General features: G+C 62.1%; 23 protein-coding genes. 8 read left to right on the forward strand and 15 right to left on the reverse strand.

What is annotated here, in order from left to right:
- Positions 1 to 98 precede the first annotated feature (98 nt).
- Complete coding sequence (gene ypfJ, locus ACVWYU_RS10485; RefSeq protein WP_457372655.1) at positions 99 to 986, forward strand: KPN_02809 family neutral zinc metallopeptidase; 888 nt, start codon at positions 99 to 101, stop codon at positions 984 to 986.
- Entirely contained in the window at positions 987 to 1958 is a 972-nt protein-coding gene (locus ACVWYU_RS10490; protein ID WP_457372656.1) for an alpha/beta fold hydrolase, read from the forward strand.
- A gap of 128 nt (positions 1959 to 2086) precedes the next feature.
- Here the strand turns inward: ACVWYU_RS10490 and ACVWYU_RS10495 are convergent, their stop codons facing one another.
- The 3 genes from ACVWYU_RS10495 to ACVWYU_RS10505 form a co-directional block, all read right to left on the reverse strand.
- Positions 2087 to 2680: an HAD family hydrolase gene (locus tag ACVWYU_RS10495; RefSeq protein WP_457372657.1), complete on the reverse strand. Its 594-nt coding sequence runs from the start codon at positions 2678 to 2680 to the stop codon at positions 2087 to 2089.
- On the reverse strand, positions 2677 to 3546 hold the full coding sequence (tesB, locus tag ACVWYU_RS10500) for an acyl-CoA thioesterase II (RefSeq protein ID WP_457372658.1): 870 nt from the start codon (positions 3544 to 3546) through the stop codon (positions 2677 to 2679). The genes ACVWYU_RS10495 and tesB overlap by 4 nt, the downstream gene beginning before the upstream one ends.
- A gap of 103 nt (positions 3547 to 3649) precedes the next feature.
- Positions 3650 to 4219: a GNAT family N-acetyltransferase gene (locus ACVWYU_RS10505; RefSeq protein WP_247254641.1), complete on the reverse strand. Its 570-nt coding sequence runs from the start codon at positions 4217 to 4219 to the stop codon at positions 3650 to 3652.
- A gap of 78 nt (positions 4220 to 4297) precedes the next feature.
- Between ACVWYU_RS10505 and ACVWYU_RS10510 the strand changes: the two genes are divergently transcribed.
- Together ACVWYU_RS10510 and ACVWYU_RS10515 are read left to right on the forward strand one after the other, a co-directional pair.
- A complete protein-coding gene (locus ACVWYU_RS10510; RefSeq protein WP_457372659.1) occupies positions 4298 to 5218 on the forward strand; it encodes a histone deacetylase family protein in 921 nt (306 codons plus the stop codon).
- 283 nt (positions 5219 to 5501) lie between these two features.
- Complete coding sequence (locus ACVWYU_RS10515) at positions 5502 to 6743, forward strand: TIGR03862 family flavoprotein (protein ID WP_457372660.1); 1242 nt, start codon at positions 5502 to 5504, stop codon at positions 6741 to 6743.
- A gap of 114 nt (positions 6744 to 6857) precedes the next feature.
- Here ACVWYU_RS10515 and ACVWYU_RS10520 read toward each other — a convergent pair whose 3' ends face one another.
- Together ACVWYU_RS10520 and yedA are read right to left on the reverse strand one after the other, a co-directional pair.
- Positions 6858 to 8195: a DEAD/DEAH box helicase gene (locus tag ACVWYU_RS10520; RefSeq protein ID WP_247254638.1), complete on the reverse strand. Its 1338-nt coding sequence runs from the start codon at positions 8193 to 8195 to the stop codon at positions 6858 to 6860.
- A gap of 77 nt (positions 8196 to 8272) precedes the next feature.
- Positions 8273 to 9202 (reverse strand): drug/metabolite exporter YedA, encoded by a 930-nt coding sequence (gene yedA, locus ACVWYU_RS10525; protein WP_090325408.1) that lies wholly within the window; start codon positions 9200 to 9202, stop codon positions 8273 to 8275.
- A gap of 162 nt (positions 9203 to 9364) precedes the next feature.
- Between yedA and ACVWYU_RS10530 the strand changes: the two genes are divergently transcribed.
- Positions 9365 to 9817, forward strand: coding sequence for an Lrp/AsnC family transcriptional regulator (locus tag ACVWYU_RS10530; protein ID WP_007990688.1), 453 nt, complete (start codon positions 9365 to 9367; stop codon positions 9815 to 9817).
- A gap of 125 nt (positions 9818 to 9942) precedes the next feature.
- On the opposite strand, the gene ACVWYU_RS10535 is transcribed toward ACVWYU_RS10530, so the two are convergent.
- From ACVWYU_RS10535 to ACVWYU_RS10550, 4 genes are all read right to left on the reverse strand, one after another.
- Entirely contained in the window at positions 9943 to 10437 is a 495-nt protein-coding gene (locus tag ACVWYU_RS10535; RefSeq protein WP_457372661.1) for a BRO-N domain-containing protein, read from the reverse strand.
- A 367-nt stretch (positions 10438 to 10804) separates the two neighbouring features.
- On the reverse strand, positions 10805 to 11416 hold the full coding sequence (locus tag ACVWYU_RS10540) for a 3'-5' exonuclease (protein ID WP_457372662.1): 612 nt from the start codon (positions 11414 to 11416) through the stop codon (positions 10805 to 10807).
- A 22-nt stretch (positions 11417 to 11438) separates the two neighbouring features.
- Positions 11439 to 11918 carry an NYN domain-containing protein gene (locus ACVWYU_RS10545; RefSeq protein WP_047533625.1) on the reverse strand — a complete coding sequence of 160 codons (480 nt, stop codon included), beginning with the start codon at positions 11916 to 11918 and terminating at the stop codon, positions 11439 to 11441.
- A 203-nt stretch (positions 11919 to 12121) separates the two neighbouring features.
- On the reverse strand, positions 12122 to 12907 hold the full coding sequence (locus ACVWYU_RS10550) for a DUF2076 domain-containing protein (RefSeq protein ID WP_457372663.1): 786 nt from the start codon (positions 12905 to 12907) through the stop codon (positions 12122 to 12124).
- A 178-nt stretch (positions 12908 to 13085) separates the two neighbouring features.
- Between ACVWYU_RS10550 and ACVWYU_RS10555 the strand changes: the two genes are divergently transcribed.
- Both ACVWYU_RS10555 and ACVWYU_RS10560 read left to right on the forward strand, forming a co-directional pair.
- A complete protein-coding gene (locus ACVWYU_RS10555; RefSeq protein ID WP_090325414.1) occupies positions 13086 to 13760 on the forward strand; it encodes a YciC family protein in 675 nt (224 codons plus the stop codon).
- A 67-nt stretch (positions 13761 to 13827) separates the two neighbouring features.
- Complete coding sequence (locus ACVWYU_RS10560) at positions 13828 to 14907, forward strand: endonuclease/exonuclease/phosphatase family protein (RefSeq protein ID WP_457372664.1); 1080 nt, start codon at positions 13828 to 13830, stop codon at positions 14905 to 14907.
- Between the two features lie 27 nt (positions 14908 to 14934).
- Here the strand turns inward: ACVWYU_RS10560 and ACVWYU_RS10565 are convergent, their stop codons facing one another.
- From ACVWYU_RS10565 to ACVWYU_RS10585, 5 genes are all read right to left on the reverse strand, one after another.
- Positions 14935 to 15771 (reverse strand): ABC transporter ATP-binding protein, encoded by an 837-nt coding sequence (locus ACVWYU_RS10565; RefSeq protein ID WP_457372665.1) that lies wholly within the window; start codon positions 15769 to 15771, stop codon positions 14935 to 14937.
- Positions 15759 to 16562, reverse strand: coding sequence for an ABC transporter permease (locus ACVWYU_RS10570; protein ID WP_090325420.1), 804 nt, complete (start codon positions 16560 to 16562; stop codon positions 15759 to 15761). The genes ACVWYU_RS10565 and ACVWYU_RS10570 overlap by 13 nt, the downstream gene beginning before the upstream one ends.
- A 9-nt stretch (positions 16563 to 16571) precedes the next feature.
- Entirely contained in the window at positions 16572 to 17558 is a 987-nt protein-coding gene (locus ACVWYU_RS10575) for an ABC transporter substrate-binding protein (RefSeq protein WP_457372666.1), read from the reverse strand.
- A gap of 394 nt (positions 17559 to 17952) precedes the next feature.
- Positions 17953 to 19323, reverse strand: coding sequence for an aspartate aminotransferase family protein (locus ACVWYU_RS10580; protein ID WP_457372667.1), 1371 nt, complete (start codon positions 19321 to 19323; stop codon positions 17953 to 17955).
- A 22-nt stretch (positions 19324 to 19345) separates the two neighbouring features.
- Complete coding sequence (locus ACVWYU_RS10585; RefSeq protein ID WP_457372712.1) at positions 19346 to 20836, reverse strand: aldehyde dehydrogenase; 1491 nt, start codon at positions 20834 to 20836, stop codon at positions 19346 to 19348.
- Between the two features lie 225 nt (positions 20837 to 21061).
- Here ACVWYU_RS10585 and ACVWYU_RS10590 point away from each other — a divergent pair, with 225 nt between their 5' ends.
- On the forward strand, positions 21062 to 21982 hold the full coding sequence (locus ACVWYU_RS10590; RefSeq protein WP_247254631.1) for a LysR substrate-binding domain-containing protein: 921 nt from the start codon (positions 21062 to 21064) through the stop codon (positions 21980 to 21982).
- 137 nt (positions 21983 to 22119) lie between these two features.
- On the opposite strand, the gene hrpB is transcribed toward ACVWYU_RS10590, so the two are convergent.
- Positions 22120 to 24636 carry an ATP-dependent helicase HrpB gene (gene hrpB / locus ACVWYU_RS10595; protein WP_457372668.1) on the reverse strand — a complete coding sequence of 839 codons (2517 nt, stop codon included), beginning with the start codon at positions 24634 to 24636 and terminating at the stop codon, positions 22120 to 22122.
- Positions 24637 to 24658: the final 22 nt, after the last annotated feature.

The following is a 24658-nucleotide window of genomic DNA, read 5'->3' on the forward strand; positions in this document are numbered from 1 at the left end:
GCGCGCGACAAAAGCCGGACGACCGGACTGGCGCCTCCCCCACACAGCAGCAACACTCATCCCACGGTTCTTTACCCGGAACAAAAGAGGAATCCCACATGCTATGGAAAAAAGGCCGACGCAGTGACAACGTGGTCGATGCCCGTGGCGATGATGTCGGCGGTGGCGGAATGCGTTTTGGCGGTGGCAAGGGGCTGAGCCTGACGGCCATCATTCTGATCGTCGGGATCGGCTGGATCACCGGCCAGGACCCGCTGCAGATCCTCGGCCAACTGACCGGGCAGATGAGCCAGCAATCGGCACCGACCACTAATCAGACGCGCAAGGCACCACCGGCCAATGACGAAGGGGCCGAATTCGTCCGATCGATTCTGGGTGATACCGAGGACACCTGGCAGCAGATTTTCCAGCAGGCCGGCAAGCAATACAAAGACCCGACGCTGGTGTTGTTCAGCAATCGCGTTAACTCGGCGTGCGGCCTGGCCACCTCGGCGACCGGTCCGTTCTATTGCCCGGCGGACCAGAAGGTCTATCTGGACATGGCGTTCTTCCAGGAAATGTCTCAACGCTTTTCCGCGGCGGGGGACTTCGCCCAAGCCTACGTGATCGCTCACGAAGTCGGACACCACGTGCAGACCTTGCTCGGCGTTTCCGCGAAAATTCAGGCAGCGCGCCAGCAAGGCCGGCAGATGGAAGGCGATGGCGGCTTGCTGGTGCGTCAGGAACTGCAAGCCGATTGCCTGGCCGGCGTCTGGGCCAACCATGCACAACGACGACTGAACTGGCTGGAGCCGGGCGATGTCGAAGAAGCGCTCAACGCGGCCAATGCCATTGGCGATGATCGTTTGCAGCAACAGGGTCAGGGGCGTGTGGTACCCGACTCGTTTACCCATGGTACGTCGGCGCAACGAGTGCGCTGGTTCAAAACCGGATTCGCCCAAGGCCAGGTTGGCCAGTGCGATACCTTTGCGGCGAAAAATCTGTAAATGAAGAAGTGGCTGTTGGCGTTGTTGATCACTTGCGCGAGTCACTGCGCAAGTACTTGGGCTGCCGAGCATGGCGTCGAGGAGATCAGTCCCGGACGCCTGCTGTTGAAATCAGGCGAGATGGCGGTAGGCATCAGCCCGGCCCCGACAAAGATCGAACGTGTGCTGATCATCGTCCATGGTCGCCTGCGCAATGCACAGACCTACCTGCACAGCGCAGAACACGCGGCGGAACTGGCCGGGCAAAGCGCGACGACGCTGGTCATCGCCCCGCAATTTCTCAATGAAACCGACGTTGCGATGCATCCCGTCGCCGAAACGGTTCTGCGCTGGCAAGGCAATGAGTGGATGGCGGGGGGCGAATCCACAGCGCCGTTCCGTCTCAGCTCGTATGAGGCACTGGACGAAATCATCGCCCGCCTGGGTGATCGCGAGCAGTTTCCGGATGTGAAGCAAATCGTCATTGCCGGCCACTCCGGTGGTGCTCAAGTGGTTCAGCGATACGCCATGCTCGGGCACGATCAGCCGGCCCTCGACGCCGCTGGCGTGCAGGTGCGCTATGTGATCGCCAATCCATCTTCCTACGCCTACTTCGACGAACGCCGGCCCGTGGCGTTCAGTCATGCCCGCTGCCCGGACTTCAATCGCTGGAAGTACGGGCTGACGGATCTACCCGCCTACGCCGAAGGAAAAACGCCTGCGCAACTGCAGGAAAAGTACGTCAAGCGCAACATCGTTTATCTGCTGGGGCAGCAGGACATCGACCCCAATCACCCGGCGCTGGACAAGGGTTGTGAAGCCCAGGCCCAAGGCCCCTATCGATTGGCCCGCGGGCGCAATTACTTTGAGTATCTGAAGCGGCTGCAACCGCAAGGGCTCAATCAGCAACTGATCGAAGTGCCCGGCGTCGGGCATAACGGGGACGGGATGTTTACTTCGCCCGAGGGGCAGAAGGCGTTGTTCGGGCTGTAGGTTTTGCGCTGGCCGGGCCGGCGCCATCGCGAGCAGGCTCGCTCCCACAATTAATCGCATACCACTGTGGGAGCGAGCCTGCTCCGGGCGGCATTCCGACGATGGCGTCAGATCAGGCAACCATGCGCTCAAGCCGACAACATCTGCCGCAACTCAATGCAATCGGCCGCATGCCAATCGGTCAATTCCGGCCATGGATTTTCCGGCAGGTTCACCAACACCGTCCGCGCCCCCGCCGCCCGTCCGCAATCGAGATCAAAGCGGTAATCACCGACCATTACCATCTCGCTCGCCGGCACCTTCCAGGCCTCGGCCAGTTTCAGCAAGCCACCTGGATGCGGTTTTGGCGGTGCTTCATCCCGACCGAGCACGTCCTCCACCGCGAAGCAGTCAGCCAGGCCAATCGCCTCCAGCGTAACGTGCGCCAGCTCCCGGGCATTGCGCGTGAGAATGCCCAGGCGATAACCACGCCCGGCCAGGTCACGCACCAGCTCTACGGCGCCGGGTGCCGGTTTCGACCCGAGCGCCAGGTCACGCTCGTGCTCCAGCAGCCACGCATGTTTGGCGGCGGCTTCATCGGGCGGCAGCGCAGCGAGGTGGGTCAGAATGTCGTCTTCCGCCGGAATCGCCAGCGCCACGCGAATCGCCGCGAAATCATGCACCGCCACCGTCAGGGTGCCGTCCATGTCGAACACCCAGTGACGCACTTCAGCCAGGCTCATGCCCAGTCCTTGCGGTGGCGAATCAGGCCTTCCTGCGTGACCGAGGCCACCAGTTGCCCGGCGCGATTGAACACGCTGCCACGGGAAAAACCACGGGAGTTGCCGGCCCAGGGACTGTCCATCGCGTAAAGCAACCAGTCATCGGCGCGCAGATCGGCGTGGAACCACAACGCGTGATCGAGGCTCGCGACCTGCATGTCCTTGTGCCAGACCGTTTTGCCGTGGGGCTGCATCGAGGTGGTCAGCAGACCGAAATCCGAGGCATAGGCCAGCAAGTACTTGTGCAACGCCGGAGCGTCGGCCAGGGCACCATCGGCACGAAACCAGACGTACTTGATCGGGTCGGAAGGCAGCGGGTTGTAGGGGTCTTTTTCGGTGATGGGTCGAAACTCGATCGGCTTGGGGCACAGTAGCTTTTCGCGCATTTTCTCGGGGATCAGGTGCGCGCGCTGTTGGGTGATCTCAAGTTCCGATGGCAGGTTTTCCGGCCCCACCACTTGCGGCATTTCGCTTTGGTGCTGAAAACCTTCTTCGTCGTACTGGAACGAGGCGCTGCAGGTGAAAATCGGGTGGCCCTTCTGGATCGCCGTCACCCGACGCGTGCTGAAACTGCCGCCGTCGCGCACCCGGTCAACCTGATACACCACCGGCAACCCGGCGTCGCCCGGACGCAGGAAATAGCCATGCATCGAATGCACGTGGCGCGCCTCTTCGACGGTCTGACTGGCCGCCGACAGCGACTGGCCGAGTACCTGGCCGCCGAACAACTGCCGAAAACCCAAGTCCTGGCTACGGCCACGGAACAGGTTTTCTTCAATCGGCTCCAGGGTCAGCAGGTCGACCAGATCATCCAACACTTGGCTCATTCAGACTCTCCTCACACAACGCAATGCCGCGCAGTCTGGGCTGCGGCGGTCGATTCAGTTTCTGGCCAAAGCCGATGGGGTCATTGTAAACATCCGCGCCGGCTTATCCATGCAAGGTTTGCAGCCATTGTTCACGGCTGATGCGATACAGCACGTGGTGGCGCAAGGGATGATCGACGGCAAGCCTGGGGTGTTCAAAGTCATCGGCAGGGTCATGCTGCATGCCGATCGCCTGCATGACCTTCTGCGACGGCAGGTTGCTGTCAGCGGTGAAGGACACGACTTCGTTCAACGCCAAACGGTCAAACCCGCAGCGCAGAGCGGTCCACGCCGCCTCGCTGGCATAGCCCAGGCCCCAATGCTCACGCGCCAGGCGCCAGCCGATCTCGATGGCGGGGGTGAACGGCGCATCGAAACCCACCACCCCGAGCCCGGTAAATCCGATGAACTGCCCGGTGTCCTTGCGCTCCAGCGCCCACAGACCGAAACCATGCTCAGCGAAATGACCACGGATTCGCCCGATCAATGAAGCACTTTCCAGCCGGCTCAAGGGCGCCGGAAAATAACGCATGACCTGTGGATCGGCACACATCGCCGCAAATTCCGGCAAGTCTTCGTCGCTCCACTGCCGCAACAGCAGCCGCGCGCTCGTCAGTTCCAGTATCGGCTCCATCGTGCTCCTCCCCCCATTTCCATGCCGCGAGTCTACAACGCTGGTAGGATCATTCACTCATTCCTGTACGAAAGCATCATGCCGCTGCCGCTGATTTATCACGAAGACTACAGTCCCGAATTCCCGGCGGATCACCGCTTCCCCATGGACAAGTTCCGCCTGCTGCGCGATCACCTGGTGGACAGCGGCCTGACTCGCGACGCCGACCTGCTGCGCCCGGAACTCTGCCCTGCAGAGATTCTCGCCCTCGCCCATGACCCTTCGTATATCGAACGCTACATGGGCGGCGAGTTGTCCCGAGAAGATCAACGTCGCCTTGGCCTGCCCTGGAGCGAAGCCCTGGCCCGGCGCACGGTGCGGGCGGTCGGCGGCTCGTTGCTGGCGGCCGACCAGGCGCTCGAACATGGCCTGGCCTGTCACTTGGCCGGCGGCACTCACCACGCCCACTATGATCACCCGGCCGGCTTCTGCATCTTCAACGACCTGGCGGTGATCAGCCATTTCATGCTGGAAAGTGGCCGGGTGAACCGGGTACTGATCTTCGATTGCGATGTGCACCAGGGCGACGGGACTGCACGCATCCTGCAGAACACCCCGGAAGCCATTACCGTTTCCCTGCATTGCGAGAAGAATTTTCCTGCACGCAAAGCCGAAAGCGACTGGGACATTCCATTGCCCAACGGCATGGGCGATGTCGATTACCTGAAGGTGGTGGATGACGCGCTCAACTACCTGTTGCCGCTCTACCAGCCGGACCTGGTGCTGTATGACGCCGGCGTCGATGTACACAAGGACGACGCCCTCGGTTATCTGAAGCTGACAGACGAAGGCCTCGCCGCCCGCGATGAAGCCGTGATGCGCCATTGCCTGGGCCGCGATATCCCGGTGGTCGGGGTGATCGGCGGCGGCTACAGCAAGGACCGCAAAGCCCTGGCCCGCCGCCACGGCATTCTCCACCACAGCGCGCAACGGGTCTGGCAGTCATCAGGTTGTCACTGATTTGTGGATGCTTTACCCACAATGCCTGTGGAGCCGCCTGTGGATAACCTGAGTGAAAGGGACTACAGGCCATATGGAATGCAGGCTACAGACCGGTGATCATTTTTTAACCACCCTTTTCCAACCTCACACAGTCCCTGTGGGAGCGGGCTTGCCCGCGATGAGGCTGGCACCCTCAACCTCTTCGGTGACTGACACTCCGCTATCGCGGGCAAGCCCGCTCCCACAGGGATTTTGACTGCTAGAATGCCTGCCTTCATTCCGCCAGACCGCAGCGCAGCCCATGACCCAGCCCTCGACACTCTCCGCCCCTCACGTCGCCATCATCGGTGGCGGTCCCGCCGGCTTGATGGCGGCCGAAGTGTTGAGTCAGGCAGGGATCAAGGTCGATCTGTACGACGGCATGCCTTCGGTTGGTCGAAAATTCCTCCTGGCCGGTGTTGGCGGCATGAACATCACCCACTCCGAAGCCTACCCGGCATTCCTTTCGCGCTACGCCGAACGGGCGCCACAGATCGCCCCGCTACTGCGCGGCTTTGGCGCCGAAGCCCTGTGCCAATGGATTCACGACCTGGGCATCGACACCTTTGTCGGCAGCTCGGGCCGGGTCTTTCCGACCGACATGAAAGCCGCGCCGCTGCTCCGTGCCTGGCTCAAGCGTCTGCGTGACAGCGGCGTGGTTATCCACACCCGCCATCGCTGGCTCGGCTGGAATGAAAACGGCGGTTTGCGCATCGACAGCCCCGACGGCGAAAAAACCGTTCAGGCCGACGCCACGCTGCTGGCCCTCGGTGGCGGCAGTTGGGCGCGCCTGGGCTCGGATGGCGCCTGGATGCAGCCACTGGCGCAACGCGGCGTAGGACTCGCACCGCTGCAACCGAGCAATTGTGGCTTCGAGGTGCAGGCCTGGAGCGAATTGATGGTCAGCAAATTCGCCGGCAGCCCGCTGAAAAACATCGCCATCGGCCTCAATGATGACGTGCCGCGCCTCGGCGAATGTGTGATAACCGCCACCGGCATCGAAGGCAGCCTGATCTACGCCCTGTCGGCGCCGATCCGCGAAGCGATCAACCGGCACGGCTCGGCAACCCTTCATCTCGACCTCCTGCCCGGCCGGCCTGTGGATAAAGTGCAGGCAGCATTGAGCAAGCCGCGCGGCTCACGCTCGATGGCCAAACACCTGCACAGCCAGTTGGGCATCGACGGGGTGAAAGCTGCGCTGCTGCGCGAACTGACGTCTGCCGAAACCTTCGCGGACATGGCATTGCTGGCCCAAGCGATCAAGGCATTGCCACTGACCCTGGTGAAAACCCGGCCATTGGACGAAGCCATCAGCAGTGCGGGCGGCGTGTTGTTCGAAGCGATGGATGAACGCTTGATGCTCAAGCAGTTGCCTGGCGTGTTCTGCGCGGGGGAAATGCTGGATTGGGAGGCACCGACGGGCGGTTATCTGCTGACCGCGTGTTTCGCCAGTGGGCGAGCGGCGGGGTTGGGGATCATTCAGTGGTTGCAGCACAAGGGCTGAGTACCGTGGCGCGCCCATCGCGAGCAGGCTCGCACACATTGGACCTGTGTCGTTCACAAATCCCCTGTGGGAGCGAGCCTGCTCGCGATAGCGATTTGGCCGGCGCCGTAACTACTAAGGCTTACGCTTACGCGGCCCGGTATTGAACACCGGCACCTTGCGCACAGGCTTGACCGAAGGTTCCGCTGGCGCGACTTCACCGCTGTCGACCCACTTGCCGAGGTTACGCTTGCCGCCACCACCCGACGTTTTCGGTTTCTTCGGCTTTTTCGGCTTCTTGATCACCTGACCACTGGCATCGGTGTCCGGCACCCGGTGCTCAGGCTCGAAGTCCGGCTCGTTCTGACGCTTCAAGGTCTGACGGGTGAGCATCTCGATGGCCGACAGCAGGTTCACTTCATCGGCACACACCAGGGAAATCGCCTCGCCGGTCGAACCCGCGCGGCCGGTACGGCCGATGCGGTGGATGTAGTCCTCGGCGACGATCGGCAAGTCGAAATTGACCACCAGCGGCAAGTCTTCGATATCCAGACCACGAGCCGCGACGTCGGTGGCGACCAGGATCTGCACTTCACTGAGCTTGAAACGGTCCAGTGCACGCTGACGGGTCGCCTGGGGTTTGTCGCCATGGATGCCGTCGGCATTGATGCCCAGGCCCTGCAGCTTCTCGACCAACGCATCCACGCCATTACGGGTTTTGGCGAACACCAGCACCTGCTTCCACTTGCCCTTGCGCATCAAGTGCACGAACAGCTCGGGCTTGCGCTTCTTGTCCACCGTCACCACCCATTGCTTGACGGTGTTGGCGGCCACATTGCGCGGGCTGACTTCAATGGTCAGCGGGTCGTTGAGCATTTGCCCGGCCAGCAGGCGGATGTCGTCGGAGAAGGTGGCGGAGAACAGCAGCGTCTGACGTTTCTTCGGCAGCGCGCGGTAAATGTTCGCCAGCTCCTCGGAAAAGCCCAGGTCGAGCATGCGGTCGGCTTCGTCCAGCACCAGGGTTTGCAGCTGGTTGAACTTGAGCGCGTTCTGGCGGAACAGATCGAGCAAACGGCCCGGGGTCGCCACCAACAGATCGACACCGCTGCGCAGCTTCATCATTTGCGGGTTGATGCTGACCCCGCCGTACACCGCGTAGGTGCGCAACGGCAGGTTCTCGGCGTACTGGCGCACGGCTTCGTGAACTTGCTCGGCCAGTTCGCGGGTCGGCACCAGGATCAGCGCGCGCACCGAGTTGGCCGTGACTTTCGGCCCTTCCATGGCCAGCAATTGCAGGAGTGGCAGCGCGAAACCGGCGGTCTTGCCGGTTCCGGTCTGGGCGGCGGCCATCAGGTCGCGACCGGCCAGCACCGCCGGAACAGCTTGCGCCTGAACCGGCGTCGGGGTCTGGTAGCCAAGCTTCTCGAGGGAGCGCAGCAAGGGTTCGATCAGGCCAAGGGAGGCGAAAGTCATGGGAATACCGTAGGAAAATTCAGCGCGGGTGTGCAAAACAAGTGTGCAAAACAAGATGCAATGGCGCGCAGTTTACCCTAATTCACACGGGATTCTGTCGGCACCGCCTTCACCACCGGCAGCTGCGGCGAACGGCGCCACTGCGGCAAGCCAATCAACACCACGGCACTGATGATCACAGCCATCGCCAGCGCTTCTTCGATGCCAATGGTCTCGCCGACAAACACGATCCCCAGCAACACCGCCACCGCCGGGTTGACGTAGGCATAACTGGTGGCCGCCGCCGGACGCACGTGCTTCAACAGGTACATGTAGGCGTTGAAGGCGATGATCGAACCGAACACGGTCAGGTACGCCAGCGCGGCCCAGCCTTCGATCGGTGGCATCTTTTCCAGGTGCTCGCCGCTCACGGCACTGCCGATCAGCAACACCACCCCGCCCACCAGCATTTCCACGGCACTGGCCATTGCGCCCTGAGGCAATGGCAAGTGTTTGCTCCACACCGAGCCGAAGGCCCAGGTGGCCGCGGCAAATACCAGCAACGCAGCGCCCAGCGGGCTCGATTGCAGGTTGGAACCGAGGTTGAGCATGGCGATACCGATCAGCCCGAGGACGATCCCGGCCCATTCGAGGCGGGTATTTCGCGCGCCCCAGAAGTAGCCACAGAGCAACGTAAACAGCGGCACCGTCGCCACCGCCAATGCCGCGACACCTGAGGCCACGCCTGTGTGCTCGGCCACGCTGACCGCGCCGTTGCCGCACGCCAGCAACAACACGCCGATGATGCCCGCGGCTTTCCATTGCGCCCAGGTCGGTGCCGGCGCCCCGCGCCAGCGCAAAAAGGCGTACATCAAGCTCCCGGCAATGACGAAGCGAATTCCGGCCAGCAACAGCGGCGGCCAATACTCCACGCCGATGCGGATCACCAGGTAGGTCGAGCCCCAAATCACATACAAGGCGAAGAAGGCGGCGATCAGCGGTAAGGGAAAACGACGTAGGCCAGGCATGGGGGCAGCTCACAGGCAAGACAAGTGAGCCGCTATTCTAGAAAGGCTGACAGCGGAAAATAAGTTACAAAACCTTTTTAAAGCGCCGGTACACTTTTCAAAACACGGACTTCAGCGCTATATACCGTTGTTTCGAAAGTCATCCCTTTTCAGGAGTCGCCCGTGGATAAATACGACCGCATGCTGCTCAGCGCCTTGCTGGAAAACGGTCGCGCGTCCTACGCGGACCTGGCGCGCAAGGTCAACCTGTCCGCCCCCGCCGTCGCCGAACGCGTGGCCAAGCTTGAGGCCAGCGGCGTCATCACCGGTTACCAGGCGAAAGTCGACATGGCCAAGCTGGGCCTGCCGATCCAGTGCGTGATCGAACTGCGCCTGAACCAGCACGGCAATCAGAAAGCCTACGACGACCTGATCAAAATCCCACAGTTGACGGAATGCCACCGCGTGACGGGCGATCCGTGCGTGATCATGCAGGCGGCGGTGGGTTCGATGCCGGAGCTGGAAGAGCTGATCAACCGGATTGCCACGTTCGGCTTCAGCAAAACGTCGATTGTGTTGTCGAGCGCCATCGAAAAGCGCGTGCCGCTGGGGCACATCGAGGGCAATGGCAAGTGAACAACCTGTAGGAGCGAGCTCGCGATGAACCGGAGAACAACGCGGGGTGTCAGGTTCCCCGCGATATCGTTGGCGCCCATCGTCGGAACGCCGCCCGGAGCCGGCTCGCTCCTACGAGCAATACATCACATGCCGCTGTAACCGCCTGACAACAATCCCGGCATATCCCGCAGGCGAATCCACGGTTCTTTACGCCATTGCAGCAGCCTCAGCGTCCCGCCCGCCCAGTCCATCGAACGCAGGCGGGGGGCTTGATAGGAGACCGCTCCAGCCTCTTCGCGCAACAGCGGAATCACGTGGTGGGTCAACCAACGCCGCAAATGGCGATTTTCCGGGCAGTAGTGATAGACCAGCATCGCGTACACGCCGGACTCGCTGAGCATCAGGGTTTCTTGCAACCCGTCGTGTCCCGACACAACCATCATCCGCCGCTGATCCGCGTCGAGCTTGAGCACTTGCCTTGGGTTGATGTCCACACCCATCAACCGGCCGATGTCCCGGGCTGAAAACCACGGTTCGGCATGCAGCAACAGCGCTCGCAACTGGATGTGATGACGGATGAAGGTTTGGGGGGTGAAGTGATCGGAGGATTCAGGGGGGTTGGGGGTAACTTTGATCATGGCTAGTCTCCTTAAAAGTCGGAGCTGCCAGCATCACTTGCAGTTGATGGGTGGCAGCTATGCGCGGGTCTGCAAGACCGAGTAGGAGGCACCCCCGGCAGACCCGAAGGTCTCCCGCACACAGCTACCATAAATCGACGGACGCTAATTTATAGCGACGCGATTATAGGTGCGTATGTTGTCTCCTACTACGGGCTTGCAGTCCCGGTCGCTGAGTTTTCAGCGACACAGAGAGGTTAGAGATGCGGGGTTGGGCGGGCAAGACAGACAATCCCTAAGTTTCGGTAGGATCAATCGCCGAATCAGAGACATCGTTAAACACATTCCCTGTAGGAGCGAGCCTGCTCGCGCCTACAGGGAATGGTGGTCAGGCGCTGCGATGGCGCTTGAGATGCTCATTGATTTTCGCCGCCGGCACTTTCTGCAATTTGCACAGCAGATCGTGGGACAACTCGCGCAAGCCGTGTTTCTGGCGCAATTCTTCGGCCAGGTGCGCCGTGAGGTTGGCGGCCATTTCCGCGTCGGCCATGGCCCGGTGGGCCTTGCCGGTGTGGGGCAGGTTGGCGAAGGTGGTGAGGGTGCCGAGCTTGTGGTTGGGCGCGGCGGGCATCAGACGGCGGGCCAACAGCAGCGAACAGGCAAAATTCTGCAAGCGCGTGCGTTTGATTCGCCCCAGCTCGAAGTCCCAGAATTTCTGGTCGAACGCGGCGTTGTGCGCCAGCAAGGGCGTGGTGCCGACAAATTCGTTGACCTCATTCATCACCTGCTCGGCCGATGGTGCGGTGCGCAGCATGGCGTTGCTGATGCCGGTGAGTTGTTCGATGAAGGCCGGGACGCGCACGCCGGCATTCATCAGGCTCTGGTAACGCTCGACGATGCGCCCCTGTTCAAGGATCACCACGGCAATTTCCGTGGCCCGGCAACTGCTGCTCGGGGAGATCCCGGTGGTTTCAAAGTCGATGACTGCGATGCGTTCCAAACCTGTTTGAACTCCGTAAAAATCAATTCTTGAGCAGCAACGCGCCTTCGATCGGCACGTAGCGGCTGGCCGCGCGGATCAGCGAGTTGGCGGTCAGGCCCGGCACGCCGTAGGCCACCGCCTGCACGCCGTGCTTGCTGATGATGCGTTCGAGCAGCATGTCGAAATCACCGTCGCCGGAGGCCAGCACCACTTCGTCGACATGGTCGGCGGCGTCCATGATGTCGAGGGTGATGCCCACGTCCCAGTCGCCCTTGGCCGAGCCGTCGCTGCGCTGGATGAAGGGCTTGAGCTTCACGGTGAAGCCGAGATTGCGCAGGATCTGCTGAAACTGCTGCTGTTTGCTGTCGCCACGATCGATGGCGTAGGCGTAGGCCTCGACAATCTGCCCCTGCTTGCTGATTTCAGCCCACAGCGCGGCGTAATTGAAGTGACAACCGTAAGCCTGACGAACGGTGTAGTAGAGGTTCTGGACATCGGCGAACACTGCGATTTTTTTCACCGCACATCCCCTTGGGCGCAGGCAGGATCAGGCACCAGGCCCGAAAAGTCGCCCAGTATGCCAGCCTGAAGGAGTGTTCCGCGAATAATCGGCCCGAGACACCCGGGCACCCCGGACGAATGGCACCTGCGGAATGGGCAACGCCGGGGGTAACACCCGTGGCGAGCGAGCTTGCTCGCCACGGGTCAGCGGCTACAGAAGGGTCAGACGAAAGAGTCGTCGTCGCCGCCAAAGAACGAGGAGCTGTCATCGCTGTAGTCGGCGTCGGCAAAGCCGCCCCGGTCGTTGCCGTAGGAATCGTTACCGGCCATGCGCTGATCGTCGCCCCAGCCATTGTTGCCCTGGTCGTTGACCTGGGCCGGCACTTCCTTGATGACTTCGACGATTTCTTGCGGCTGCTGATTGTGATGGAACAGGCTGCTGATGCCTTCTGCCAGCATTACGCCACCCGCCACGCCCGCTGCGGTTTTCAGCGCGCCACCGAGGAAACTGCTACCGGCCGCTGCTGGAGCCTGTTGCTGCGGTGCATAGCCCTGCTGTGGATAGTTCTGTTGCGGGGCACCGTAGTTTTGCTGTGGCGGTTGGCCACCGAACGACGAACGGCCAGGCTCACGCCAGCCGCCACCGCTCGATACCGGTGCGCTTTGGCTCGGCGCCGGCTGCGGCTCGCGGGAGCTGCCGCCAAAGATGCTCGACAGGAAGCCGCCACTGGTCGGCGCCGGCGCCGCTGTCTGCGCCTTGGCCTGTTGCAGTTCGGCCTGTAATTGCTGGACTTGCGCCGTCAATTGCTTGTTCTGCTCGTCGAGGCTCTTGATTGCCGCCTCTTGCACCAGAATCGCCTGGGTCATGAAGTAGCCAGCTGCGGGTTGGCGAGTCAGGTGTTCCTTGATCCGCGCCTCGGCCAGGGCGTCGCGCGGAGCTGAATTCGTTTCGGCCTGTTGCAGCCGGGAAAACAGTCCATCGATCAGGGTTTGTTCTTCGCTGTTCATGGCGACCTCTTAGATTGCCGGGAAAATCGTTGCCTGTATCCACAGAGGATAAGGTGCAATACCTTAATGGAGGCTGAAACAACTTGTTTCAATGACCTTTACCGAACGTTTACGTTTGTGCCCTTGTGCACATCATCGGTTAAAGTGGGCCACTGCTTTCAACCTGCGATACCGACTGATGAATCCGTTCGATGTACTGCGTGACTCCCTGTATTTCTTCAAACGCAATCTGGGCCAGATTGTGCAACTGTGCCTGCCGCTGGTGATCATCGAGGCCCTGCTGCAACAAGTGGTCGACCGTTCCACCGAGCCGGACAGTTTTCCCGGCGTGAGCGTGATCGTCGGTTTGCTGGTCTATCCGCTGTACACCGCCGCGCTGATTCTGTTTCTCGATGCCCGCAGCCGGGGGGAATCGCCCCGTAACCGCGATCTGCTGGCAAGGTCCGCCTACCTGTGGCCGCGCTTTGCCTTGCTGACCGCCCTCAATACCGTGCTGATTCTGCTCGGCCTGTCCCTGTATTTCCTGCCCGGCATTTACCTGATGGTGACCCTGGCCTTCGGCGAGTACCTGCTGGTGCTGCGTGGCCTGGCCCCGCTGGCGGCGATGAAGGAAAGCCTGCGCCTGACACGCGGGCATTTCATACGCATCCTGGTGTGCATTCTGTGCGTGATGGGGCCGTTGTGGGTGCTCAAGGGCGCGACGCTGGCGGTGTATCCCGACCCGCAGAACCCGGCGATCTCGCTGTTGATCGACAGCGCCCACAGCTTCCTGCAACTGTTTACCAGCGTGGTGTTGTTCCGCCTGTTCATGCTGATCGGCGATGCACCGGAAAAAATCGAGGGGCCACGCTGACCTTGGGCGACGGTTCGTCACTCGGGTATGCTCGGGGTCAATTTTCGTAACACTGATAAGCCGAGCCATGACCCGACCACTGCGCTACGCCCTGCTGGGATTGTTGATCGTGACCGGCCTGGCAGGCGCGATGGTCTACAGCCTGACCTGGCGCCCTGACGCCAGGGAAGTGCTGCCGGTCAGTTGCAGTACTCAGGCCCCCCTCCTGGCACCTGGCCAGGCATTGAAGGTGATGACCTGGAACGTCCAGTACCTGGCGGGCAAGCGCTACGTGTTCTGGAATGACCAGGCGGCCGGCACCGACGAAGCCCCCACCGCCGACGACATGGCCTTCAGCCTCGATGAAGTGGCGCGGGTGATTCGCGACGAGCAACCGGACGTGGTGTTGTTGCAGGAACTCGATGACGGCGCCAAGGCCAGCGATTACCAGAATCAGCTCAAACTCTTGCAGGAACGGGTCGCCGATCTCTATCCATGCAGTGCCCACGCATTCGACTGGAAAGCCGATTTCATCCCTGATCCGCACATTTTCGGCAGCGTTGGCCGGCAATTGGCGACCTTGAGTCGCTACGAGATCGAACACGCCGAGCGCCTGCAACTACCGGTGTCACAGGTCAACCTGATCAGCCGTCAGTTCAAGCCGAAAGACGCCCTGCTGCTCACCTACCTGCCGTTGAGCGACGGCGGCCAGATGGCGATCCTCAACACCCACCTGGACCGTGCGACCCAACCCGACGACACCCTGCAAACGCAAATCTCGGCCGTGACCAAGGTCCTCGACAAATTCGAAAGCCGTGGCACGCCCTGGCTGATCGGCGGCGATTTCAACCTCCTGCCGCTGGGCCAATACCAGCGCCTGCCCAGCGAGCAACGCACACCCTATTCCGCCGACAGCGCCTTGCATGCGCTGTGGGACAAATACCCGATGATCCCCACCAACAACGAGGCCAGTGGCATCGACCGGGCGCGCTGGCTGACGCACTACCCGAACGATCCGGGCGTGAGCGGCCCGGACCGGACGGTCGACTACCTGTTCTACAGCCCGCGCATCAAACGGGTTGAAGCGAGGGTGCGACAGGACGATACGTTGCGCATCTCCGACCACTTGCCGGTGATCGCCCGGTTCCTGTTGCCGGCGGCGCCGTAGCGCCTACAGAGGGGATGCATTACAGGCTCAATGCACCTCTTCCAGATCGTCATGCAGCAAGCCGAAAATCCTGCGTTTCATGTCGATGAATGAGTGCTCCATGACCATGTCCAGCGTGCGCGGGCGCTCGATCGGCACGTCGAGAATCTGCTTGATCCGCCCCGGCCGCGCGCCCATCACATAGACCCGGTCACCGAGCAGAATCGCTTCATCGATGTCATGGGTGACGAACAATACGGTCTTCTTGCTGTTGCCCCAGACCCGCAACAACAGCTGCTGCATTTGCAGGCGCGTCTGGCTGTCGAGGGCGCCGAAGGGTTCGTCCATCAGCAGGATCTGCGGGTCGTTGGCCAGCGCGCGGGCGATCGCCACGCGCTGCATCATGCCGCCGGACAGCTGCTTGGCGTAGTTGTCGGCGAAGTTGCTCAAGCCGACTTCGTTGACGTAGTAGTCGACAATGTCCTTGCGTTGCGCCGCCGACATGCCACGGCGCTTGAGACCGAACTCGACGTTCTGGCGCACGGTCAGCCACGGAAACAGCGTGTAGCTCTGGAACACCATGCCGCGATCCGCACCCGGCCCCTGCACTTGCTGGCCTCCCACATAAATCTCGCCCGACGTGGGTTCGTTCAGGCCGGCGGTGAGGTACAGCAGGCTCGACTTGCCGCACCCCGAAGGGCCGACCAGCACGGCGAATTGCTGATCCGGCACTTCGAACGAGACCTGCTCCAACGCGGTAAACGTGCCGCCATCGGGCTTTTTGTAACGCAGGCTGACCTTGTCCACTTGCAGTCGTGGCGCGGCCTGCACCGCAGTGGCCTGGGAGTTGGCGAATCGATGATTGGCAGCGGTTACTGAGCCCATGCGGTGATCCTCAGACGAAGGAAACGGAACAGTTGATCGGTAGCGAGGCCCAGCAGGCCGATGATGGCGATGGCCAGGAAAATCACATCCACCTGAAAGCCGCGCATGGCTTTGAGGCTCAGGTAGCCCAGGCCACTGGAGGCCGCGACCAGTTCGGCGACGACCAGGTAAGTCCAGGCCCAGCCCATGGTCACGCGCAGGGTGTCGAGCACGCCCGGCAATGACGCCGGGGCAATGACATGCAGCACCGCGTCGCGGCGGTTTGAGCCCAGGGTGTAAGAGGCGTTGATCAGGTCCTTGGAGATGCCCTTGGACACGTCCGCGATCATCACCAGTTGCTGGAAGAACACGCCGAAGATGATCACCGACACCCGCTGCTCCAGACCGATGCCGATCCACAGAATGAACAGCGGCACGAAGGACGTGACCGGCAGATAGCGGATGAAGTTGACCATCGGCTCGAGGAACGCCTGGACGATGCGGAAGCTGCCCATCAGCAACCCCAGCGGCACGGCGACCAGGGACGAGACAATGAAACCGACCATCACCACTTCGACGCTGGCCCATACGTGCTGGCCGAGGGTGCCGTCGCGACTCAGGCGCACGGCGGCCTCGACCACGGCGCCGGGTGTCGGCAGGAACATGCCCGGCACCACGCCACCGTAGGACAACCCGGCCCAGAGGCCGACCAACAAGACCCAGGCCAGGCCGCTCGCACTCCAGATCACCGACACCGGCAAACCGGTCTTGGGCGTGATGCAGCGGCTCAGCCATGAATTGCGCTTGAACATGCAAACCTCCTAGAGCGGGCTGACGAAACGGTTGTCGATCAGGTCGTCATTGCTGACGTTGTACGGCTTGCCCTGCAGCTCGCTGGCGGTCTCGTTGGCCAGTTTGATCAACGGTTCGCTGTCACCCGGCTTGCCCGGTGAGCCGAGCAGTTGTTCGCTCATGGCCTGATCGTAGAAGCGCACGCCTTTGGCAGCTGCGGCCAGTTCCTTCGGATCGGCCAGGTAGCCGCCGACGCCTTTGGCCATGATTTTGTAGGCCTGCTCCGGATGGTCCTTGGTGTACTGCACGGCTTTGTACAGACCGGCCACCAGGGCCCTGACGTCTTGCGGTTGTTTTTCGATGACGGTGCAGTTGAGTGCCACCACGTCAACGATCACCCCCGGCGTGCTGCTGCTGTCGATCAGCACCTTGCCCTGTTGCTTGTCGCGGACCATCGACAGGTGCGGTTCCCAGGTCACCGCGGCGGGCACGCGACCGGCGATGAACGCGGTGGCGGCGTCGTCAGCCGTCATGTTCTGCACGGTGATGTCGCTCATGGTCATGCCCTGTTTTTTCAGCAGGTAAGACAACCAGAACTGCGAGGTCGACCCTTCGTTGACCGCCACGGCCTTGCCTTTGAGCTCCTGCAGGCTCTTGACGTCCTTGCCCACCAGCACGCCATCGCCACCATGGCTGTCATCCAGCGCGGCCACCGCCTTGAAGCAAAATTGCGGACGGTATTTCAGCACTTCGTCGATGGTCGAGGCCGAGCCCGACAACTCGCCCGACGCTTGCGCCGCCATGTACATCGAAGCTTCTTCGACGACCGGCAGTTCCACGGTCAGACCGTTTTCCTTGAAGTAGCCCAGGTCCTGGGCGAGGTAGAGGGTGCCGTAGCCGACCCAGGTGGTGTGACCGATGGACAGGGTGCCGGCCTGGGCGCTGGTGGCGACCGTCGCGGCGATGGCGGTGACCGCCAGTGGATAGGTAACGCGGGTAAGCAAGGACTTGATCATGGAGCACTCCCAAAGCTGTTGATTTAGTTTTGATGGGCAGTACGGCCAGCGGCCCCGGATATCAGCTGCCACCGGCGGTCTCTGATGGACCTTGGGTTGGGCAGCATGGGGCTGACTGGCAAAGTCGATGTTGGCCCAAGGCAGGGCTTAGGAAAATGAGGAAATATGTCGATGGGAACGATGAAAAAACTGGGTAGCGTGCGCGGTAAAAGGGCGGACTTGGCGGGGATGCACAGGGTGGGGGCAAAAAAGGAAAGGTGTGTTGAATGGACGAAAGCAATCGCGGGCAAGCCCGCTCCCACAGGTCATGTGTCGGTCGTACGTTTAAGCACGACACATAACCTGTGGGAGCGTGGCTTGCCCGCGAAAAGGTCCGCAGGACCTTCAGACGGTGTCAGAGCCGACCATATTCCTGCGCCGTGCGATCGACCGCTTTCAGGGTCTTGCCCACCAGCTCGTCAATCTCTTCACGGCTGGCAATCAACGCCGGCGCCATGATCATCCGCCCCAGCGTCGAACGAATGATCACCCCTTCTTCAAAGCCAATCGTGCGGCAGCGCCAGGCGATGTCGTTCTCGTTGGCAAAGCGTTTACGGCTGGTTTTGTCTTCGGCCAGTTGCAGTGCCGCCACCATGCCCGTGCCCTGGATATCGCCCACCAGCGGGTGATTGCCGAACACCTCGCGCAGACACTGTTGCAGGTACGGGCCGATGTCGTCCTTGACCCGCGTCACCACCCCTTCATCACGCAATGCCTTGAGGTTGGCGATCGCCACCGCCGCCGCTACCGGGTGCCCGGAATAGGTCAGGCCGTGGGCGAACACACCGCCCTGCTCCACCAGCACCTGGGCCATTTTTTTCGACAGTACCAGGCCACCCATCGGGATGTAGCCCGAGGTCAGGCCCTTGGCGATGGACAACGTATCCGGCTCAAAACCGAAGTACTCGTGGGCGAACCATTCGCCGGTACGACCGAAGCCGCCAATCACTTCGTCGGCGCACAGCAGCACGTCGTACTTGCGGCAGATGCGCTGGATTTCCGGCCAGTAGCTTTCCGGCGGGAAGATCATGCCGCCCGCGCCCTGGAAGGGTTCGGCGATGAAGCCGGCCACCTTGTCCGCACCCAGTTCGAGAATCTTCGCTTCCAGCTGCTGCGCTGCACGCAGGCCGAATTCGGCCGGCGTCAGGTTGCCCTCGTGGGCGAAGAAGTACGGTTCGTCGATGTGCTCGATGTCGGGGATCATGCCGCCCATTTCGTGCATGAATTTCATACCACCGAGCGCCGTCGCGGCCAGGGTCGAACCGTGGTAGCCGTTCCAGCGGCCGATCATGATTTTCTTCTCGGGCTTGCCGAGCACTTGCCAATAACGGCGCACGGTACGGATCAACACCTCGTTGGCTTCGGAGCCGGAGTTGGTGTAGATCGCGTGGCTGTAGTGACCCGGCAGCAGGCTGAACAACAGCTCGGATAGCTCGATCACCTGCGGGTGGGTCGTGTGGAAAAACATGTTGTAGTACGGCAGCTGTTCCAGTTGCTGGCTCGCCGCCAACGCCAGGTCCTTGCGCCCGTAACCGAGGTTGGTGCACCACAGCCCGGACATGCCGTCGAGGTAACGCCGACCGTCGCTGTCCCACAGGTGCAGGCGCTCACCACGGACCATCACCCGCGGCCCTTCGTCGTTGAGTGCCTTTTGATCGACGAACGCGTGGATGTGGTGCGCGGCGTCGGCTGCCTGGTAGTCGCGGGTTTCACGTGGGGTGGTCATCGCCAGTTCTCCGTTTTTGTTATCAGCGCAATTGAAACCAGGTGGTCTTCAACTGGGTGTATTTATCGAATGAGTGCAGCGACAGGTCACGGCCAAAACCGGACTGTTTGCCACCGCCGAAAGGCACGGTCACGTCCAGCGCATCGACGCTGTTGACCGACACGGTCCCGGCTCGCAATTGTCGCGCCACGCGGTGGGCGCGATTGAGGTCGTCGGTCCACAGCGATGCCGCCAGACCGTAGACGCTGTCGTTGGCCAATTGCAAGGCGTGGGCCTCGTCATCGAATGCCGTGACCGCCAGCACCGGGCCGAACACTTCGTCGCGAAACAGCGGCATGTCCGGGCTCACGCCGGTAAAGATCGTCGGCTGGATGAAGTTGTCCGAGCCGTTGAAGATCGACTGCCGGCCGCCACAGACGCGGGTCGCGCCCTGCTGCTCGGCCTGCTGGATGAACTTCATGATGCGGGCTGTCTGGCGGCTGTCGACGATGGCGCCGGCGGTGCTCGACGGGTCCAGAGGATCACCTGGCTGCCAGCGCTCGGCCTGGGCCTTGAGGCGCTCGACGAATTCATCGTGAATCGAGCGCTGCACCAGCAACCGCGAGTTGGCGGAACAGACTTCACCCTGATTGAAGAAGATGCCGAAGGCCGCCTTCTGCGCCGCCAGATCAAGGTCCTGACAGTCGGCGAACACCAGGTTCGCGCTCTTTCCGCCGCACTCCAGCCACACCTGTTTCAGGTTCGATTGCGCCGAGTACTGCATGAAGTATTTGCCGACTTCGGTGGAACCGGTGAACACCAGGCAATCAACGTCCGGGTGCAGGCCGAGGGCTTTACCGGTCTGTTCGCCAAGCCCCGGCAGCACATTGAGCACACCGGCTGGCAGTCCGGCTTCCAGCGCCAGTTCAGCCAGGCGCAGCGCGGAAAACGGTGACTGTTCGGCCGGTTTGAGGATCACCGAATTGCCCGCCGCCAGCGCTGGCGCGAGTTTCCACGCGGCCATATCCAGTGGAAAGTTCCAGGGCACCACGGCCGCGACCACGCCCAACGCTTCGCGGGTGATGGTCGCCAGCACGTTCTGTGCGCTGGGGGCGACCTGATCGTAGAGTTTGTCGAGGCTCTCGGCGTACCAGCGGAACACCCCGGCGGCGCCCGGCACGTCGATGTTGTAGGCGTCCATGACGGGTTTGCCCATGTTCAGCGAATCGAGCAGCGCCAGTTCTTCGCGATGGGTCAGAATCAGATCCGCCAGGCGCAACAACACTTGCTTGCGCTCGCTTGGGGAACGCGCCGCCCAGGTGCCGGCTTCGAACACCTGGCGCGCGTTGCGCACCGCCGCCTCGACGTCCTCCTCGCCGCAGGCCGCCACGTTGGCCAGATGCTGGCCGGTAGCGGGGTTGATGGCCGCGAATGTCTGTCCCGACTGCGCTGCACGGGATTTGCCGTCGATCACGGCCTGGTCGGGTAACCGCAGCGCAGCGGCCTTGTTTTGCCAGTATGCAAGCTCGAACACGTTCAGATGCTCCATGGGCTTTTCTTGTGCATTGATGGTGGCCCAGGCCCGTGTCGAGGAAAAATAGTAAAAATGTCTTCGCAGACGATGAAAAAACTGGGTAGCCAATCTCCCGGGTTGCGCTGCATGTGGTTATTGTTCAAACACAACAAAAACTTCGCCTGACGGGATGCGGGCGGTGCGCAAATTGCTTGGATGCCTTACCCGTCCGTCCCGAGGTTTGTCGTGGCTGCCTACAACCTGCGTCAATTGAAGTACTTCATTACCACCGTCGATTGCGGCAGCGTCGCCGAGGCTTCGCGCAAGTTGTACATCGCCCAGCCGGCGATCTCCACGGCGATCAAAGGCCTGGAAGACAGCTTCGGTGTGCAACTGCTGATCCGCCATCACGCCCAGGGCGTCTCCCTGACACCCAGCGGCGCGCGCTTCTATCGCAAGGCCCAGGAGCTGCTGCGCATGGCCAAGGAGTTCGAGCAGAACGCTCTGGCCGACAACGATGTGGTGGCCGGGCAAATCGACATCGGTTGCTTCGAAACCGTCGCGCCGCTGTACTTGCCCCAGCTGATTGCCGGGTTTTCGGCGCTGTACCCGGGGGTGAAAATCCGTATCCGCGACGGCGAGCAGCAGGAGTTGGTGCAAGGCCTGACCTCGGGCACCTTCGATCTGGCGATCCTGTATGAACACGACCTGGACGCCACCATCCAGACCGAACCCCTGATGCCGGCGCAGCGCCCTTATGCCTTGCTGCCGGCGGATCATCGCTTTGCCCAGTTGAAGCAAGTGTCGCTGCGCGACCTGTGCCTGGAGCCGATGATTCTGCTGGATGTACAGCCGAGCCGGACCTACTTCGTCAGCCTGTTCGAGGAACTGGGCCTGACGCCGCACATCGCTTTCAGCTCACCGTCGATCGAGATGGTGCGCGGAATGGTCGGGCAAGGGTTTGGTTTTTCGATCCTGGTCACACGGCCGCATTCGGAATGCACCTATGACGGGCAGAAAGTGGTGTGCGTGGACATTGTCGAGGATGTCACGGGGTCTGGATTGGTGGCGGCGTGGTTGAAACGTGGCCAATTGACCAAACCGGCGCAGATGTTTGCCGATTATTGTCGCGAGCAGCTCACCGAAAAATCCGAACAATCATCGTGACCGCTTGTGGCGAGGGAGCTTGCTCCCGTTGGGTCGCGCAGCGGCCCTGAAAAAAGGGCCTGCGATGCAGTCCTGCGGGACGGTGCGGCGTTCCGACAAGCGCCCTCGCCACACGATTTTATGCTCGACATCAGCGATCACTTGCGCGGCTTGATCCGCGCGGTCGCTTCGGCCACCAACGGGTCATCCGGCCAGTAGTGTTTCGGGTAGCGCCCCTTCAAGTCTTTCTTTACCTCGGCGTAGGTGCTGCGCCAGAAGTTCGCCAGGTCCTGGGTCACTTGCACGGGTCGACGCGCCGGGGACAACAGATGCAGTTTGACCACTTGCCGGCCACCGGCGATGCGCGGGGTCTCGGCCAGGCCAAACAGTTCCTGCAGACGCACCGCCAGAATCGGCGGCTGTTCGCTGTAATCCAGACGGATCGACGAACCCGACGGCACGCTTAAATGATGCGGCGCCAGCTCGTCGAGCCGTTGCGGCAAAGGCCAGGGCAACAGGTTATGGACGATGCTCGACAGGTCCAGGTTGGCGAAGTGACTGAGCCGCGAGACCTTACCCAGATAAGGCATCAGCCAGTGTTCCAGGGTTTTGAGCAACGCAGCGTCGCTGACATCCGGCCACTCACTCTCGCCCTTGCCAGCCAGATCCAGTTGGCGCAACAAGGCTACCCGCGCCTGCCACTGACGCAGCTCCGGCGTCCACGGCAACAATTCCAGCCCCTTGCGGCGGACCAGATTGACCAGCGCCCGACTGCGGGCGGACTCATCAAGGCCGGTCAGCGGTTCACGGCTGAGGATCAGTTCCCCGACCTTGCGCTGACGCTCGGCTCGCAACACGCCTTCGCGTTCGTCCCAATCCAGTTGATCGACCACCCGCACCTGCTCGGCCAGCACCGAGTCGAACAGCGCCGGATCGAAATCCGTCGCCAGATAAATCCGTTCTTCACGCTGGCCCTGACGACTGCCAAGGTCGGCAATCACCAGCCAGGGTTGTTTCATCAGGCTGTCCGCTTCGGCAAACAAGGCTGCCCGGCCGTTGGCCAGGCGATACTCGGCGCCACCCGCGCGGCGCTGCTGGGCGACGCGGTCGGGGTAGGCCAGTGCCAGCAGCGCACCGAGCCAGCGCGGGTGATCGGGATCGCTGACCGGCTCCGTGGCCTTGCCGCGCAGATAGCCTCGATATTGCCGCGCCAGTTGCCGAGCCCGCTGCACCCCGCCCTGGGCACCGCGAGCGGCGCGCGCTTCGCCGGACAACAACACCAGTCGGCTGTGCAGATCCGCGCCGGCACCACGCAAGATGTCGCGCTCGCCGAGCAGCGCCGCCACATCGCAGGCCATGTCTGCCAAACCGAGGGCCTGCCCGCGCAACAGCAAATGGGCGATGCGCGGATGCGCCGGCAACTCGGCCATGGCCTGACCGTGACGGGTCAGCGTTTCGCCGTCCAGTGCGCCCAGACGTTCGAGCAGATCCTGCGCCTGGGCGTACGCGGCGGCGGGCGGCACATCGAGCCAGACCAATTGCCCGGGTGCCACACCCCAGCGGCCGAGTTGCAAGGCCAGGCCGGCGAGATCCGCCGAGAGAATTTCCGCACTGCCGTAGGCCGCCAACTGTTCGTGTTGATCCTGCGACCACAGGCGATAGCAAACGCCAGGCTCCAGTCGCCCGGCGCGGCCTGCACGCTGGGTAGCACTGGCCTTGGAGATACGTTGCGTGTCGAGGCGGGTCATGCCGCTGCCGGGGTCGAAACGCGGTACGCGCGCCAATCCGGCATCGATGACGACGCGCACGCCGTCGATGGTCAGGCTGGTCTCGGCGATGTTGGTGGCCAGCACCACTTTGCGTTTGCCTGACGGCGCCGGATCGATCGCCGCCCGTTGTGCGGCCAGGTCCAGCTCGCCGTGCAACGGGCAAAGCAACACTTGAGGGTTGTCGCCCAGCGCATCGGCCAGTTGTTGATGCACGCGTCGAATTTCCGCCTGCCCCGGCAGGAACACCAGCACGCTGCCGGTTTCATCGTTCAAGGCTTCGAGAATGGTTTGCACCAGGCGTGGCTCGATGAATTCACCGGCCTGGAACGGCCGCCCCCAGCGCATCGCCACCGGGTACATGCGCCCTTCGCTGCGCAGGATCGGCGCATCGTCCAGCAGCCCGGCCAGGCGTTCGCCCTCCAGGGTCGCGGACATCAGCAGGATTTTCAGCGGTTGATCGTCGCGGAACAGCTCCCGGCCATTGAGGCTCAGGGCCAACGCCAGGTCGGCGTCGAGGCTGCGTTCGTGAAATTCGTCGAAGATCAGCAGGCCCACGCCTTCCAGCGCCGGATCGTCCTGCAAGCGCCGGGTGAGGATGCCTTCGGTGACCACTTCGATGCGGGTGTCGGGGCCGACCTTGCTGTCGAGCCGGATGCGATAACCCACGGTTTCGCCGACTTTCTCGCCCAACTCACTGGCCAGACGCTCCGCTGCCGCGCGCGCCGCCAACCGGCGCGGCTCGAGCATGAGGATGGTTTGCCCGGCCAGCCACGACTCGTTGAGCAAGGCCAAGGGCACGCGGGTGGTTTTACCGGCGCCAGGCGGTGCTTCAAGCACGGCTTCGTGGCGCGTAGCCAAGGCTTCACGCAGGGCGGGTAAAACTTCATCAATCGGCAAAGAAATCATGCTGGCTCCCAAACAGAGCGGC

The organism is Pseudomonas sp. TE12234, assembly GCF_054061835.1.